The sequence below is a fragment of the Paraburkholderia eburnea genome, assembly GCF_002917095.1.
Lineage (GTDB): Bacteria > Pseudomonadota > Gammaproteobacteria > Burkholderiales > Burkholderiaceae > Paraburkholderia > Paraburkholderia eburnea.
This window is the reverse complement of record NZ_PQGA01000001.1, coordinates 626,803-642,988: the sequence shown is the minus strand read 5'-3', so window position 1 is coordinate 642,988 and position 16,186 is coordinate 626,803. Positions and strand designations below refer to the sequence as shown.

Below are 16,186 nucleotides of genomic sequence, written 5' to 3'. Positions count from 1 at the left end.
CGGCGCTGGCCGCGCGCGGGCGAAGGCAGAACAAGCGGCCGTTACCCTTCCCGTGACTGAAGAAGACAGGAGACTGACACCATGCAACGCAGGATTTTCCTCACGCTGATCGCTGCGGCGACCACCGCTGTGCTCGCTCATGCGCCCGTCGCGCAAGCCGCCGATCCGGTGAAGATCGGCTTTCTCGTCAAGCAGCCCGAAGAACCGTGGTTCCAGGACGAATGGAAGTTCGCCGAAGCCGCCGCGAAGGAAAAGGGCTTCACGCTGGTGAAGATCGGTGCGCCTTCGGGCGAGAAGGTGATGAGCGCGATCGACAACCTGGCCGCGCAAAAGGCCCAGGGTTTCATCATCTGCACGCCTGACGTCAAGCTCGGGCCGGGCATCGTCGCCAAGGCCAAGGCCGACAACCTCAAGATGATGACGGTGGACGACCGCCTCGTGGACGGCGCGGGCAAGCCGATCGAAGCGGTGCCGCACATGGGCATCTCGGCGTACAACATCGGCAAGCAGGTGGGTGACGGCATCGCCGCCGAAATCAAGAAGCGCGGCTGGGACATGAAGGACGTCGGCGCGATCGACGTGACCTACGAACAGCTGCCGACCGCGCATGACCGCACGTCGGGCGCGACCGACGCGCTGGTGGCCGCGGGCTTCCCGAAGGCGAACATCGTGATGGCGCCGCAGGCGAAGACCGATACGGAAAACGCCTTCAACGCCGCCAACATCGCGCTCACCAAGAACCCGCAGTACAAGCACTGGGTCGCCTATGGCCTGAACGACGAAGCCGTGCTCGGCGCCGTGCGCGCAGCGGAAGGCCGCGGCTTCAAGGCCGACAACATGATCGGCATCGGCATCGGCGGCTCGGATTCGGCGCTCAACGAGTTCAAGAAGCCGCAGCCGACGGGCTTCTACGGCACCGTCATCATCAGCCCGAAGCGTCACGGCGAAGAAACGTCGGACCTGATGTACGCATGGATCACGCAAGGCAAGGAACCGCCGAAGCTCACGCTGACGACGGGCATGCTGGCCACGCGCGACAACGTGGAAAGCGTGCGTCAGCAGATGGGCCTCGCTTCGAAGTAAGCGCGCGATAGCGGTTGTTTTCAGGTGTTTCCCGCTGCGGGGCGGTCGCAAGACCGAGGGTTTTGCAGACCGTGCCCGCAGCGCATCGAATGAGAGGAAACCGAAGTGTCAGCGACACTGCGTTTTGACAATATCGGCAAGGTGTTCCCAGGCGTGCGTGCGCTCGACGGCGTGTCGTTCGACGTGAACGCGGGCGAAGTGCATGGCCTGATGGGCGAGAACGGCGCGGGCAAATCGACGCTGCTGAAGATTCTGGGCGGCGAATATCAGCCCGATTCGGGCCGCATCCTGATGGACGGCAACGAAGTGAAGTTCGCCGATGCGGCGGCTTCGATCGGCGCGGGCGTCGCCGTGATTCACCAGGAACTGCAGTACGTGCCGGATCTGACCGTCGCGGAAAACCTGTTGCTCGGCGCGTTGCCCAATGCGCTCGGCTGGGTCAAGCGCGGCGAGGCGCGCAAGTTCGTGCGCGAACGTCTCACCGCGATGGGCGTGGATCTCGATCCCGCCGCGAAGCTGCGCAAGCTGTCCATCGCTCAGCGCCAGATGGTGGAAATCTGCAAGGCGCTGCTGCGCAACGCGCGCGTGATCGCGCTCGACGAGCCGACCAGCTCGCTCTCGCACCGCGAGACCGAAGTGCTGTTCAAGCTCGTGCGCGAACTGCGCGCCGACAATCGCGCGCTCATCTACATCTCGCACCGCATGGACGAGATCTACGAGCTGTGCAACGCGTGCACGATCTTTCGCGACGGCCGCAAGGTCGCGTCGCACGACAAGCTCGAAGAGGTGAAGCGCGAAACGCTCGTGGCCGAAATGGTGGGCCGCGAGATCAGCGACATCTACAACTATTCGCCGCGCGCGCATGGCAAGGTGCGTTTCGCGGTGCGTGGCGTCGAAGGACACCCGCTCAGCGAGGCGGCCAGCTTCGAGGTGAAGGCGGGCGAGATCGTCGGCTTTTTCGGCCTCGTGGGCGCGGGCCGCAGCGAGCTGATGCAACTGATCTATGGCACGCACAAGCGGCGCGCCGGCGAGATCGAACTCGACGGCAAGACGATTCGCGTGAAGAGCGCGAGCGACGCGATTCGCCACGGCATCGTGCTGTGCCCGGAAGACCGCAAGGAGCAGGGCATCGTTGCGATGGCAACGGTCTCGGAGAACATCAACATCAGCTGCCGCCGGCACTTCCTGCGCGCGGGCATCTTCCTCGACCGCAAGAAGGAAGCGGAAACGGCGGATCGCTTCATCAAGCTGCTGAAGATCAAGACGCCGAGCCGCCGCCAGAAAATCCGCTTTCTCTCGGGCGGCAACCAGCAAAAAGCGATTCTGTCGCGCTGGCTCGCCGAACCGGATCTGAAAGTGGTGATTCTGGACGAGCCGACGCGCGGCATCGATGTGGGCGCAAAGCACGAGATTTACAACGTGATCTACCAGCTTGCCGAACGCGGCTGCGCGATCGTAATGGTGTCGTCGGAGTTGCCGGAAGTGCTCGGCGTGTCGGATCGCATCGTCGTGATGCGCGAAGGCCGGATTTCGGGCGAATTGCCGCGCAGCGCGGCGAGCGAACATACGGTGCTTGACCTTGCGCTGCCAAAGCGCACGCAGGCCAGGGCCGCATGAGTGGACGGGGAGGAGTGACTGAAATGCAAGCAAGAGAAAACCTGGCGGCCGAGTCCGCCAACAGCGCCGCGAAGAACGTCGCGGACGCGCTGATTCCGAGTTCCACCGACAAGCAGAAGTGGTGGCAGCAGATCACCGAATACAGCCTGATCGTGATTTTCGCGGTCATGTTCATCGTGATGTCGCTGACCGTCGATCACTTCTTCTCGATCGAGAACATGCTGGGCCTCGCGCTGTCGGTCTCGCAGATCGGCATGGTGGCCTGCACGATGATGTTCTGTCTCGCCTCGCGCGACTTCGACCTGTCGGTCGGATCAACGGTGGCGTTCGCGGGCGTGCTCTGCGCGATGGTGCTCAACGCGACCAACAACACCTTCATCGCCATCGTCGCGGCGGTGGCGGCGGGCGCGGCGATCGGCTTCGTGAACGGCGCGGTGATCGCGTATCTGCGCATCAACGCGCTGATCACCACGCTCGCCACGATGGAAATCGTGCGCGGTCTGGGCTTCATCGTCTCGCATGGTCAGGCCGTGGGCGTGTCGTCGGATACGTTCATCGCCATGGGCACCGTGGCGTTCTTCGGCGTGCAACTGCCGATCTGGGTGACGCTGTTCTGCTTCATCGCGTTTGGCGTGATGCTCAATCAGACCGTGTACGGGCGCAATACGCTCGCCATCGGCGGCAATCCGGAAGCGTCGCGCCTGGCCGGTATCAAGGTCGAGCGCACTCGCGTGTGGATCTTCCTGATCCAGGGCGCGGTGACGGCGCTGGCGGGCGTGATTCTCGCCGCGCGTATCACCTCGGGCCAGCCGAATGCGGCGGAAGGCTTCGAGCTGAACGTGATTTCCGCGTGCGTGCTGGGCGGCGTGTCGCTGCTGGGCGGGCGCGCGACGATCTCGGGCGTGGTGATCGGCGTGCTGATCATGGGCACGGTCGAGAACGTGATGAACCTGCTCAATATCGACGCGTTCTATCAGTACCTCGTGCGCGGCGCGATCCTGCTCGCGGCGGTGCTGCTCGACCAGTTGAAGAACCGCGGTGCACGCGATTAAAAACCGCGATTCATTCCACAAGGAAGCTGCCATGTCGTCTCCCGCCAACGCCAGCGAGCATCACGCGCACGAAAGCTACGCGCGCTATCCGAGCCTGACGGATCGCGTCGTCCTCATCACGGGCGGCGCGACCGGCATCGGCGCGTCGTTCGTCGAGCACTTCGCGGCGCAGGGCGCGCGCGTCGCGTTCTTCGACATCGACACGACGGCTGGCGTGGCGCTCGCCGATGAGCTGGGCGACTCGCGCCACAAGCCGCTGTTCGCGAGCGTCGATCTCACCGATATCGCCGCCTTGCGCGCCGCGATCGCCGACGTGAAGGCGGCGCTCGGCCCCATCGAAGTGCTGGTGAACAACGCCGCGAACGACAAGCGCCACACGCTCGCCGACGTCACGCCGGAGTTCTTCGACGCGGGCATCGCCGTGAACGTGCGCCATCAATTGTTCGCGGCGCAGGCCGTGGCCGAGGACATGAAGGCCGCCAGACGCGGCTCGATCATCAATCTCGGGTCGATTAGCTGGAGGCTCAAGAACAGCGACTATCCGGTCTATGTGATGAGCAAGTCGGCGGTGCAGGGGCTCACGAGCGGACTCGCGAAGGACCTGGGGCAATACGGCATCCGCGTGAATTCGCTCTTGCCGGGCTGGGTGATGACGGACAAGCAGCGGCGCCTGTGGCTCACCGACGAAGGGCGCGAAAATATCAAGCGCGGCCAGTGTATCGACGCGGAACTGCTGCCCGAAGATCTCGCGCGCATGGCACTCTTTCTCGCCGCCGACGACAGCCGCATGATCACCGCGCAGGAGATCGTCGTGGACGGAGGCTGGGCATGAGCGCGCAACAGGACGGCGTCGCCGAATTGCTCGTCCACGCGAAAAACACGCTTGGCGAAGGCGCGACGTGGTGCTCGCGCAGCGCGCGGCTCTACTGGAACGATATCGAAGGCGCGAGCCTCTCTCGCTACGACAGCGCGGACGGCTCGCTCCGCACCTGGCCGATGCCCGAGCGCCTGGCGTGCTTCGCGCTATGCGAAGACCCGAACCGGCTGCTGATCGGGCTGGCTTCGCGCCTCGCCTTCTTCGATCTGGAAACGGGCGAGATCACGCCGATCGTCGACGTCGAACCCGATCTGCCCACGCGCCTGAACGACGGCCGCTGTGACCGCCAGGGCCGCTTCGTGTTCGGCACCAAGTACGAGCGCAAGCCGTTCGAGAAGATCGGCGGCTTTTATCGGCTCAATCACGATCTCTCGCTGGAGAAGCTGCCGCTGCCCGTGGCGGCGATTTCCAACAGCATCGCCTTCAGCCCGGACGGCGCGATCATGTATTACGCCGATTCGTTGACACGCGAGATTCGCGCCTGCGACTACGGCGCCGACGGAACGATTGCAAACGATCGCCTGTTCGTGCGCGTGCCGGACCATGAAGGCGAGCCGGACGGCTCGACCGTCGATAGCGAAGGCGGCCTCTGGAACGCGCAATGGGCTGGCGAATGCGTGGTGCGTTACGGCCCGGATGGCGTGGAAACCGAGCGCGTAAAGATTCCCACGACGCAGCCAAGCTGCGTTACGCTCGGCGGAGCGCGTCTGACAGCGCTTTATGTGACGAGCGCGCGCGATGGTCTGGATGACGAAGCACTCGCGCGCGAACCCCACGCAGGCGGCGTGTTCGTGGCGCAGACGGGCCGCGTGGGGCTGGCGGAACCGCTCTTTCAGGGCAGGCCGCCGAAGGCCTGAACGGGCGACGCAGGGCCGCCGTCACCCCCATCGCCGGCGCGAATGCCGGCGTCGGCGTTGTAGTCAGGCAACAGTCGAGCAGTCGTGCGCTCAGCGTAGTGCGCTCAGGGTAGTGCGTTCAGTTTTGCCAGTACGAATCAAGGAAGGGTGAACACAAGAAGCGGTTGCGATACCACGCGGGCAACGGATGCACTAGAATCCTGCCCCCGCGTGGACGACAAGCCGCCCGTGCGCCGCCTGCGAGGGCGGCAATCATTCATGCCTCTCGAGGAGCCGCTCATGAGCGTCGCGAATTCCGCTGTGCGTCAAACTGCTCGTTCCCGTACTTCTTCCGCCGCCGCTTCATCGCTTGCGCCGCAACCCGCCGCGGCCGGCACGCCCGCCGCCGCGCGGCGCGCGCGGCTCGAAGCCGCCACGCATCCGGTGATGCCGGGGCCGAGCACGTCGGCGGTCGCAATCGGCGCGGCCGGCACCAGCGACGTCCCCTGCGTGACGCTCACCAACGCTTATTTGAGACTCGACGTGGCGCCGCAACTGGGCGGCGGCATCACGCGCTTCGACTGGCGCAGCGAAGGCGTGCTCGAACCCGTGTTCCGCCGCTGCGAACAGGTGAGCGCGCGCATGGACCCGAACGAGCTGGCGTGCTACCCGCTGCTGCCGTATTCGAACCGCATCGGCGCGGGACGCTTTCACTTCGGCGGACGCGACATCGAGGTGCCGCGCAACCGCGCGGGCGAGCCGCTGCCGATTCACGGCGACGGCTGGCTCGCACCATGGAGCATCGAGAGCGCCGATCGTGAACGTGTGCGCCTCGTGCTCGATCGCAACGACGGCGAACCATACGCCTACCGCGCGGTGCTGACCTATGCGCTCGACGGCGCGACGCTCGCGATGACGCTCGAAGTCGAGAACACGGGCCGCGAGCCGCTGCCATTCGGCTTGGGCATGCATCCGTTCCTCGCGCGCGACGCGAGCACCGAGCTTTCCGCGCCCGCAAGCGGCCTGTGGCTTTCGGGCGACGACTGGCTGCCGCTGCGTCACGTCCCCGCGCCGGCTGCGTGGCAGTTCGGCGTGGCCTATCCGCTGCCGGATCAACTGGTGAATCACGCATTCAGCGGCTGGAGCGGGCGCGCGGCGGTGGTGTGGGAGCGCCGCCGGCTGTCGCTGTCGATCTGCGCCGACACCGACTATTACGTGCTCTACACGCCGCCAGGCCAAGACTTCTTCTGCTTCGAGCCGGTCGATCATCCGATCAATGCCGTGAACCTGGCAGGCGGCGGCGGGGCGCATGGGATGACCGTTCTGGCGCACGGCGAGCGGCTCGTGCGGCGCTTTGCGTTCTCCGTGGAGCGCATGGACATGCGTGCGGCGGCCGGCCCGCACCGCGCCGGAGCGCGCAGCCGGGCGGGCGGGCGCGGCGGCAAGGGCGCCCGCGCGCGGCTGTAAGCGCGCCGATGGACATGCGTGCGGCGCCCGGCTTCGTCGGGCCTCGCGCGGCGCCGCAACCGGGGCGGGTAAAATACGGACCGTTTTCCCTTCTACGGGCCGCCTGCGGCCCCCCATCATGACCTCCTTCTCCCAGTCCCTTTCGGCCGCCTGGCAGCGCACCGGCTCGCTGCTGTGCGTCGGCCTCGACCCCGAACCGACGAAATTTCCGGCCGCGCTCGCCGGCCGCAGCGACGCGATCTTCGAGTTTTGCCGCGATATCGTCGATGCCACGGCGCCTTACGCGTGCTCGTTCAAGCCGCAGATCGCCTACTTCGCCGCGCATCGCGCCGAGGACCAGCTCGAAGCGCTGATCGCCCATATCCACGAGAAACACCCTGGCCTGCCCGTGATCCTCGACGCCAAGCGCGGCGATATCGGCAGCACGGCGGAGCAATACGCACGCGAGGCGTTCGAACGCTTCAAGGCGGATGCCGTCACCGTGAATCCGTACATGGGCTTCGACTCGATCGAACCGTGGCTCGCGCACGCGGGCAAGGGCGTGATCGTCCTGTGCCGCACGTCGAATCCCGGCGGCTCGGATCTGCAATTCCTCACCGTCGATGGCAAGCCGCTCTATCAGATCGTCGCTTCGCTCGCGGCGCAGAAGTGGAACGCGAGCGGTGAACTCGGCCTTGTGGTGGGCGCGACGTTTCCTAAGGAGATCGAAACGGTTCGCCAGATTGTTGGCGACATGCCGCTGCTGATTCCCGGTATCGGCGCGCAAGGCGGCGACGTGGAAGCGACCGTGAAGGCGGGCCGCACCGCGAACGGCACGGGCATGCTCATCAACTCGTCGCGCGCGATCATCTACGCGAGCAAGGGCGACGACTACGCGCAGGCGGCTGCAACGGCTGCTCAGAGCACGCGCGATACGATCAACAAGTATCGCTGACAGTGTCACGGCCTTGCTGTCGAGCCGGCGAGTCTCGCAAGGCATCGGCACGCAAGCGCTGGATCACGATGCGCTGCCGCCCGGCATCCGTTTGTTTCCCGGCGATGACCGGCGGCGCGCTCCATATTCAGGATGGCTGAAGCGCCCGCCGCCGGCATTGAGAATCGACTTCGTGTTTTGTTCCTGGCGCGATTGGGCCAATGCGCGCCTTTATCCGACGAGAAAATCGCAACGCAAAAATTGCGCAGCGCCTCTGAGCGCGCAATGCGGCGGCATCGGCGTTGACAATCCTGTCTTTATATTCGCTCGGGCGATGTTCAGAAAATTACGAAATCTCTTTAGATTTCGTCAAGAAACACGCGTAATTTAAGATTAATCTTAAATTGATGTCGAAAAAACACCGCCTTAAACTTGGTTAAATGCTTAGTGGAGCAAGATAACTAAGAATTTTCCTATTCTTCCTCCCCCTCCACCTCACTAAGATTGGCTCCCATCCTCCATCTTCCTTGGGATATTCGAGTCCTCGCCATCCCTTCTTGAGCCACGCACGCGGGCTCGTGACGGGGATCGTAGGGTGCGTTTCCGAACGTCGGCTTTCTCCGTGAGAGGGCCGCTCTTGCAGATCACTGTTCCAAGGCGGTGCTTTATGGAGTATGGCCAGATTGCCCGCTTTGCCGTAGCCGTGCTGTGTCCTGACCGGAACGGATTCGAAGTTCTCCGATTTCGCTAGCGACTGCCCAAGCCTACAGTTTTGATGTGCGGACCGGATTCCAGATCCGGGCGCCGCTCAGGCATGCCACAGCGCATCGCATTACCCATGCGATGAACATCCCGGAGATCTGAAGTTACCGGGAATATTAGTTGGGAATACGAACTATATGAGAAGCCGAGATACCCGATTCAACGGGTATCCGGTTCGCTTTCTTGCAAAAAATCGCGACCTTCTCCGAATCGAGTCGCGGTCATGATCTTAATTGAGGAAATTGATGAATAAGACCTATCGCGTTGTCTGGAATGAGACGACTGGAACCTGGATGGCCGCATCCGAGCTGGCCAAGGGCAAGAAGAAGAGCAGCAAGCTTTCGGTAGTCGCCGCGGCCGCACTCTCGCTTTCGGCTATTGGCACCGCGCACGCGAACTACAACGCCGGGACGGGATCGTCCGCCATCAGTTCAACAAACCCCACTCTCTCCGGCCTCCGTCCAGACGGCACTACCACGCCCAACGTTACGTTTCAGGCGACGGCGGTAGGCGATTATGCGGTTGCGGGTAACAGTTCGGTCAACGGCTCCACGGCGTTCGGCAGCTACGCGAACGCATTGGACTATTACACCACTGCGCTCGGCATGGGCGCCACCGCCTCTTCCGTCGGCGCGACTGCCATCGGCGAGTTGTCGCTCGCGGCGGGACAGTACTCGACTGCGCTCGGGCGTTTCTCCGCTGCGGACGGCTCAAATTCGTTCGCGTTCGGCAATATGTCTTACGCCAGCACGGCGGCGGCGTATGGCGTTGCCTTGGGTGCATCCAGTACGGTGACGGCGGCCAATGCGGTGGCGATCGGCAACGGCGCGGTGTCGACTGTGTCGAACTCGGTGGCGCTGGGCAGCGGCGCGACCGCGGCAACGGCGGTGGGCACGGCCAGCGGCGTGATCGGCGGCACGAACTACACCTACGCCGGCACGAACCCGACGGGCACGGTGAGCGTGGGCACGGCAGGCGCCGAGCGCACGATTACCAACGTGGCGGCGGGTCAGGTGACGGCTGCGAGCACGGATGCGGTGAACGGTTCGCAACTCTTTGCGGCCGACTCGCAGATCACGGCGACCAACCAGGCCGTGACGAACGTCACCAACACGGTGAACAACATCACCAACGGCGGCGGGATCAAGTATTTCCATACCAACTCGACGGCGGCGGATTCGGTGGCGGCGGGTGTGAACTCGACGGCGATTGGCGCCGCCGCGACGGCGGGCGGCGCAAACGACATTGCGATGGGCAGCGGCGCCACCACGACGGCTGGCGCAACCAATTCGTCAGGCGCGATCGCGATCGGCATGGGTGCGACCGCTTACGGTTCCAATCAAATAAGCCCCGGTGCGAACGTCGCAATGGGCCAGGGAGCGGTTGCAGGTTTGGCCGACATGACGACCTCCCAGGCGACGGCAATTGGTACGGCCGCTACCGCGTCCAACTGGGAAGCCACGGCGCTGGGCTTCAAGGCTCAAGCCACGGGCATCTATTCCGACGCGCTGGGCGACTCGTCCGTCGCTAGCGCCAACTATGCGAATGCTGTCGGTTCCTATGCCACGGCTAGCCAGCAAGGCGCGACTGCGGTTGGCTTTAAAGCAAACGCCAACGCGACAAACGCGGTGGCTCTCGGCAACGGCGCGAACGCTTCGGTGTCGAACTCGGTGGCGCTGGGCAATGGCGCGACCACGGCAGCGGCAGTGGGCACGGCCAGCGGCGTGATCGGCGGCACGACGTACACCTACGCTGGCGCGAACCCGACGGGCACGGTAAGCGTGGGCACGGCAGGCGCCGAGCGCACCATCACCAACGTGGCGGCAGGCCGTGTGACGGCTACCAGCACGGATGCGGTGAACGGTTCGCAACTCTTTGCGGCCGACTCGCAGATCACGGCCAACACGAGCAGCATCACCACGCTCCAGGGCAACGTGACGACCATCAACGGTCAGATCACGAGCATCCAGGGTTCGATCACGAACATCAACGGTCAACTGGCCAATACGGTTCAGTACGACTCGTCGGCGCACACCTCGATCACGCTGGGCGGTTCGGGCTCGACCTCGACGGTGGTGATCCATAACGTGGCTCCGGGCACACTGAGTTCGACGAGCACGGACGCGGTCAATGGTTCGCAGCTGTATGCGACCAACCAGAACGTGTCGAACGTCACCAACACGGTGAACAACATCACCAACGGCGGCGGGATCAAGTACTTCCACACGACCTCGACGCTGGGTGATTCGTCGGCGACGGGCGCGAACAGCACGGCCATCGGCCCGGTGGCGACGGCAACCGGCGCCAACAGCATTGCCATGGGCAATGGTGCGACGGCGAACAATAGCGACGATATCGCGATTGGCGCTGGCGCCTCCGCAACGGGGAACGCATCGCAGATCGGCATGGCGATGGGCTGGAACGCGCTCGCCAGCAATGGTGGCGAAGCGCTGGGTTCGTCCGCGACGGCGAGCGGCGCGAACAGCACGGCGCTGGGCCAGGCTGCGGTGGCTTCGAACACGAACTCGATCGCACTGGGCAACGGCGCGAACGCTTCGGTGGCGAACTCGGTGGCGCTGGGCAATGGCGCGACCACGGCAGCGGCAGTGGGCACGGCCAGCGGCGTGATCGGCGGCACGACGTACACCTACGCTGGCACGAACCCGACGGGCACGGTAAGCGTGGGCACGGCAGGCGCCGAGCGCACCATCACCAACGTGGCGGCGGGCCGTGTGACGGCTACGAGCACGGATGCGGTGAACGGTTCGGAACTCTATGCGACGAACACCCAGGTCACGGCCAACACGAGCAGCATCACCACGCTCCAGGGCAACGTGACGACCCTCAACGGTCAGATCACGAGCATCCAGGGTTCGATCACGAACATCAATGGTCAACTGGCCAATGCGGTGACGTACGACTCGTCGGCGCACACCTCGATCACGCTGGGCGGCACGGGTTCGACCTCGACGGTCGTGATCCATAACGTGGCCCCGGGCGCACTGAGCGCGACGAGCACGGATGCGGTCAATGGTTCGCAGCTGTATGCGACCAACCAGAACGTGTCGAACGTCACGAACACGGTGAACAACATCACCAACGGCGGCGGGATCAAGTACTTCCACACGAACTCGACGCTGGGTGACTCGTCGGCGACGGGTGCGAACAGCACGGCCATTGGTCCGGTGGCGACGGCTACGCAATCGAACTCGATCGCAATCGGTAACGGCGCGGTGTCGAACGTGTCGAACTCGGTGGCGCTGGGCAACGGTGCGACCACGGCAGCGGCAGTGGGCACGGCCAGCGGCGTGATCGGCGGCACGACGTACACCTACGCCGGCACGAACCCGACGGGCACGGTAAGCGTGGGTACGGCAGGCGCCGAGCGCACCATCACCAACGTGGCGGCGGGCCGTGTGACGGCTACGAGCACGGATGCGGTGAACGGTTCGGAACTCTACGCGACGAACACCCAGGTCACGGCCAATACGAACGCGATCTCGAACATCGCCGGTCAGATCACGAACATCAACGGCCAGGTGCAAGATGCGGTGCTGTATGACTCGTCGGCGCACACTTCGGTGACGCTGGGCGGCGTTGGTGCAAGCACGGCAGTCGCGCTGCACAACGTCGCGGCTGGTGCAGTGAACGCATCGAGTTTCGACGCGGTGAACGGTTCGCAGCTGTACAACCTGGCCAGCTCCGACGCCTCGGCGCTCGGCGGCGGTTCGACGGTGAACAGCAACGGTTCGATCTCGAACCCGACGTATGTGGTTGGCGGCAAGACGTTCAACAACGTCGGCGGCGCGATCACCAACCTGGACGGTTCGATCACGAGCATCAACAGCCAGATCACGAACATGAACGGTCAGCTGCAAGATGCGGTCATGTACGACTCGTCGGCGCACACCTCGGTGACGCTGGGCGGTTCGGGTTCGACCAAGGCAGTCGCGCTGCATAACGTGGCGGCTGGTGCAGTGAACGCATCGAGCTTCGACGCAGTGAACGGTTCGCAGCTGTACAACCTGGCCAGCTCCGACGCAGCGGCAATCGGCGGTGGCTCGACGGTGAACCCGAACGGCACGATCTCGAACCCGACGTTCGTGATCAACGGTGGCACGTTCACCAACGTGGCCGGCGCGATCACCAACCTGGATGGCCGTGTGACGCAAAACACGACCGATATCACGAACCTGACGAACAACATCAACAACGGCACGATCGGTCTGGTGCAGCAAGCCACGCCGACGAGCACGGTGACGGTTGCGAAGGCTACGGGCGGTACGCTCGTCGACTTCACGGGCACGGCGGGCACGCGCAAGCTGACCGGCGTTTCGGCAGGCGATGTGACGGCTTCGAGCGTGGATGCGGTGAACGGTTCGCAGCTCTACGCACTGGCCAGCTCGACGGCTGATTCGATGGGCGGCGGCTCGACGGTGAACCCGAACGGTTCGATCTCGAACCCGACGTATGTCATCGGCGGCAAGACGTTCAACAACGCAGGGTCGGCATTCACGGAGATCTCGGGCGACATCACGAACATCAACGGTCAGTTGCAGGATGCGGTGATGTATGACTCGTCGGCGCACGCTTCGGTGACGCTGGGCGGCGTGGGTGCAAGCACGGCAGTCGCGCTGCATAACGTGGCGGCTGGTGCAGTGAACGCATCGAGCTTCGACGCGGTGAACGGTTCGCAGCTGTACAACCTGGCCAGCTCCGACGCAGCGGCAATCGGCGGTGGCTCGACGGTGAACCCGAACGGCACGATCTCGAACCCGACGTTCGTGATCAACGGCGGCAGCACGTACACCAACGTGGCCGGCGCGATCACCAACCTGGACGGCCGTGTGACGCAAAACACGTCGGACATCCAGAACATCACCAACAACATCAACAACGGCACGATTGGCCTCGTCCAGCAGGATCAGACGACGCGCAACATCACCGTTGCGAAGGACACGGACGGCACGATCGTGGACTTCACGGGCACGGCGGGCACGCGCAAGCTGACCGGCGTTTCGGCAGGCGATGTGACGGCTTCGAGCGTTGACGCGGTGAACGGTTCGCAACTCTACGCACTGGGCAGCTCGACGGCTGACGCGCTGGGCGGCGGCTCGACGGTGAACGGCGACGGCTCGATCTCGAACCCGACGTACAACATCGGCGGCGACACGTTCAACAATGTTGGCGGCGCGTTGACGAACCTGGACGGCCGTGTGACGCAAAACACGACCGACATCACGAACCTGACGAACAACATCAACAACGGCACGGTTGGTCTGGTGCAGCAGGATCCGGACACGCTCGACATCACGGTTGCGAAGAACACGGGCGGCAACCTCGTGGACTTCACGGGCACGGCAGGTCCGCGTGTTCTGACCGGTGTGGCGAATGGTGCGGTGAACGCGACGAGCGTGCAGGCAGTGAACGGCTCGCAGCTGTACGCGGTCTCCAGCTCGACGGCTAGCGCGCTGGGTGGTGGTTCGACGGTGAACACCGACGGCACGATCTCGGCTCCGACGTATGTCGTCAACGGCGGCACGTACAACAACGTGGGCGACGCGATCTCGAACATCTCCGGCTCGGTCCAGAACCTGACGGACAACGCGGTGATGTACGACTCGTCGGCGAAGGACTCGATCACGCTGGGCGGTTCCGGTTCGACGACGGCTGTCGCGATCCACAACGTGGCGAACGGTGTCGTCAACGCGACGAGCACGGACGCCGTGAATGGCTCGCAACTGTACGACCTCCAGTCGCAGATCGACACGGTGAATAACATCGCCCAAAACGCAACCGACCCGATGTTCTCGGCGCAGGGCGACCGCAATACCGAAGCGGCGCAGTCGACGGGTACGCATTCGACGGCAGGCGGCGCGAACGCGGTGGCAAGCGGCAGCCAGTCGGTCGCGATGGGCGCAAGCTCGACCGCGAGCGGCAGCCAGTCGACGGCGATCGGCGCGAACGCAACGGCAACGGCGAACAACGCCGTGGCGCTGGGCCAGGGCTCGGTGGCGGATCGTGACAACACGGTGTCGGTGGGCTCGGCGGGCAATGAACGCCAGGTCACCAACGTCGCGGCTGGCACGGCCGGTACCGACGCGGTCAACGTCGACCAGTTGAACGATGCGGTAAGCAACGCTTCGAGCAACGCGGTTCAGCAAGCGACGCAGCAAGCCAACGCCTACACGAACCAGCAGATCGGCGTGGTGCGCAAGCAGATGAACGTGCTGGGCGCAACGGCGATGGCGGCTTCCTCGCTGCTCCCGAATGCACGCTCGGAAGGCAACTTCCAGATGAGCGTGGCGGCGGGTACCTACGGCGGCGAAAGCGCGCTGGCACTCGGTGCGAACTGGTACGTGTCGGATCGCGTGCTGGTGAACGCTCACGTGTCGCATGCGACGAGCAACGCGGGTAGCACCGGCGTCTCGGTTGGCGCGACGATCGGCTTCTGATCGACCGCGACCCAAGCCCGCCACGGGAAACCGTGGCGGGCACGGAGAAACTCATGAAGAAAACTTTGATATGCGGCGCACTGCTGGCCGCGCTGACGAGCGCCCAGGCGTTCGCCAGCGTGGGCAGCGACGCCGAGGCGACGATGCCTGCCGCCCAGAAGATCGCCGATCCCTACCAGCGCGGTCTGGCCGAAGGCTGGCTCGAAATCGCCGAGCGTCAGGACAGCCACGTGCTGGTGTCGAGCGTCTACAACGACGCGGCGGCCAAGGCGCTGAACAATGGCCGTCATTTCATCAACGGCAGCGTGCCGTTTCAACCGATCTACGGCCAGAAGAACTGGCCGCCGGTCGAGACACGCGAGAAGTGGGTGAAGGCGCTGCAGGAAATCGAGCGCACGAACCAGCGCGCTTCGCAGTCGCCGTGCCGCGGCGAGGATGCGGGCCGTCTTGCCGCGCTGACCGACGAGGCCTGGAAGGAGCAGGACGAAACGCATGGCACGCATTGGGTGCACGGCTGGGAAAGCATCGAGCGCGCGCAGAAGCTTGCGCAGAAGGTGAACGCCGACCTCGACAAATGCGTGCCACCCGTGGCCGCGCCTGTCGTTCCGGTGGTCGTGGCGCCGGTGCTCGCGAAGCCGGTGAGCTTGTCCGCCGACGCGCTGTTCGATTTCGACAGCGCCGTGCTCAAGCCCGAAGGTCAACGCGAAGTCGCACTGCTCGCGCAACAGGTCCGCGATTCGGGCGTGAAGATGCGCGTGTTGAAGATCGATGGCTACACGGATCGATTCGGCTCCGCGGCGCACAACAAGACGTTGTCGCTGCAACGCGCCCAATCGGTCAGGAAGGCGCTCGAAGCGCAAGGCGTAACGGCCGATCGTTTCGAAATCAACGGCCTTGGCGCGGCCGCGCCCGTGAAGCTTTGTGCGGGCAAGAAGGCGACGCCCGCCGTGGTCGCTTGTCTCGCGCCCAACCGGCGCGTGGAGATTTCCGCGAAATAAGCGGAAAACGCAGGTCCCGGAGCAATAAGGACCTGCGCGCGGCCCATCCGGGCCGCAACAAGTAGTAGGGGTTGACGGCGTGCCGATCGTTAGATGGGCGCGCCGTTTTTTTATCGGCGAGTTTTG

At 64.4% G+C, this 16,186-nt stretch carries 9 protein-coding genes; all 9 read left to right on the top strand.

Annotated features, from left to right (window positions below; genetic code table 11):
• Nucleotides 1-81 precede the first annotated feature (81 nt).
• The 9 genes from B0G62_RS02820 (at nt 82) to B0G62_RS02780 (ending at nt 16,060) form a co-directional block, all read left to right on the top strand.
• Nucleotides 82-1,083, top strand: coding sequence for an arabinose ABC transporter substrate-binding protein (locus tag B0G62_RS02820; RefSeq protein WP_103702295.1), 1,002 nt, complete (start codon nt 82-84; stop codon nt 1,081-1,083).
• A gap of 105 nt (nt 1,084-1,188) precedes the next feature.
• Nucleotides 1,189-2,700 carry an L-arabinose ABC transporter ATP-binding protein AraG gene (gene araG, locus B0G62_RS02815; RefSeq protein ID WP_103702293.1) on the top strand — a complete coding sequence of 504 codons (1,512 nt, stop codon included), beginning with the start codon at nt 1,189-1,191 and terminating at the stop codon, nt 2,698-2,700.
• 23 nt (nt 2,701-2,723) lie between these two features.
• Nucleotides 2,724-3,752, top strand: coding sequence for an L-arabinose ABC transporter permease AraH (gene araH, locus B0G62_RS02810; RefSeq protein ID WP_103702291.1), 1,029 nt, complete (start codon nt 2,724-2,726; stop codon nt 3,750-3,752).
• Nucleotides 3,753-3,783: 31 nt separating this feature from the next.
• On the top strand, nt 3,784-4,584 hold the full coding sequence (locus B0G62_RS02805; RefSeq protein ID WP_103702289.1) for an SDR family NAD(P)-dependent oxidoreductase: 801 nt from the start codon (nt 3,784-3,786) through the stop codon (nt 4,582-4,584).
• Nucleotides 4,581-5,486: an SMP-30/gluconolactonase/LRE family protein gene (locus B0G62_RS02800; protein WP_103702287.1), complete on the top strand. Its 906-nt coding sequence runs from the start codon at nt 4,581-4,583 to the stop codon at nt 5,484-5,486. The genes B0G62_RS02805 and B0G62_RS02800 overlap by 4 nt, the downstream gene beginning before the upstream one ends.
• Before the next feature lie 279 nt (nt 5,487-5,765).
• Nucleotides 5,766-6,932, top strand: a complete 1,167-nt coding sequence (locus B0G62_RS02795; RefSeq protein ID WP_103702285.1) for an aldose 1-epimerase — start codon at nt 5,766-5,768, stop codon at nt 6,930-6,932.
• Between the two features lie 118 nt (nt 6,933-7,050).
• Nucleotides 7,051-7,866 carry an orotidine-5'-phosphate decarboxylase gene (gene pyrF / locus B0G62_RS02790; protein WP_103702283.1) on the top strand — a complete coding sequence of 272 codons (816 nt, stop codon included), beginning with the start codon at nt 7,051-7,053 and terminating at the stop codon, nt 7,864-7,866.
• Between the two features lie 986 nt (nt 7,867-8,852).
• Nucleotides 8,853-15,062: an ESPR-type extended signal peptide-containing protein gene (locus B0G62_RS02785; protein ID WP_103702281.1), complete on the top strand. Its 6,210-nt coding sequence runs from the start codon at nt 8,853-8,855 to the stop codon at nt 15,060-15,062.
• A 53-nt stretch (nt 15,063-15,115) separates the two neighbouring features.
• Complete coding sequence (locus tag B0G62_RS02780; RefSeq protein ID WP_103702279.1) at nt 15,116-16,060, top strand: OmpA family protein; 945 nt, start codon at nt 15,116-15,118, stop codon at nt 16,058-16,060.
• Nucleotides 16,061-16,186: the final 126 nt, after the last annotated feature.

What these genes read in the sequence shown, in the direction of transcription:
- araH (WP_103702291.1), top strand. Translation starts at nt 2,724, where the DNA reads ATGCAAGCAAGAGAAAACCTGGCGGCCGAGTCCGCCAACAGCGCCGCG.
- B0G62_RS02800 (WP_103702287.1), top strand. Translation starts at nt 4,581, where the DNA reads ATGAGCGCGCAACAGGACGGCGTCGCCGAATTGCTCGTCCACGCGAAA.
- B0G62_RS02785 (WP_103702281.1), top strand. Translation starts at nt 8,853, where the DNA reads ATGAATAAGACCTATCGCGTTGTCTGGAATGAGACGACTGGAACCTGG.
- pyrF (WP_103702283.1), top strand. Translation starts at nt 7,051, where the DNA reads ATGACCTCCTTCTCCCAGTCCCTTTCGGCCGCCTGGCAGCGCACCGGC.
- B0G62_RS02805 (WP_103702289.1), top strand. Translation starts at nt 3,784, where the DNA reads ATGTCGTCTCCCGCCAACGCCAGCGAGCATCACGCGCACGAAAGCTAC.
- B0G62_RS02820 (WP_103702295.1), top strand. Translation starts at nt 82, where the DNA reads ATGCAACGCAGGATTTTCCTCACGCTGATCGCTGCGGCGACCACCGCT.
- B0G62_RS02780 (WP_103702279.1), top strand. Translation starts at nt 15,116, where the DNA reads ATGAAGAAAACTTTGATATGCGGCGCACTGCTGGCCGCGCTGACGAGC.
- B0G62_RS02795 (WP_103702285.1), top strand. Translation starts at nt 5,766, where the DNA reads ATGAGCGTCGCGAATTCCGCTGTGCGTCAAACTGCTCGTTCCCGTACT.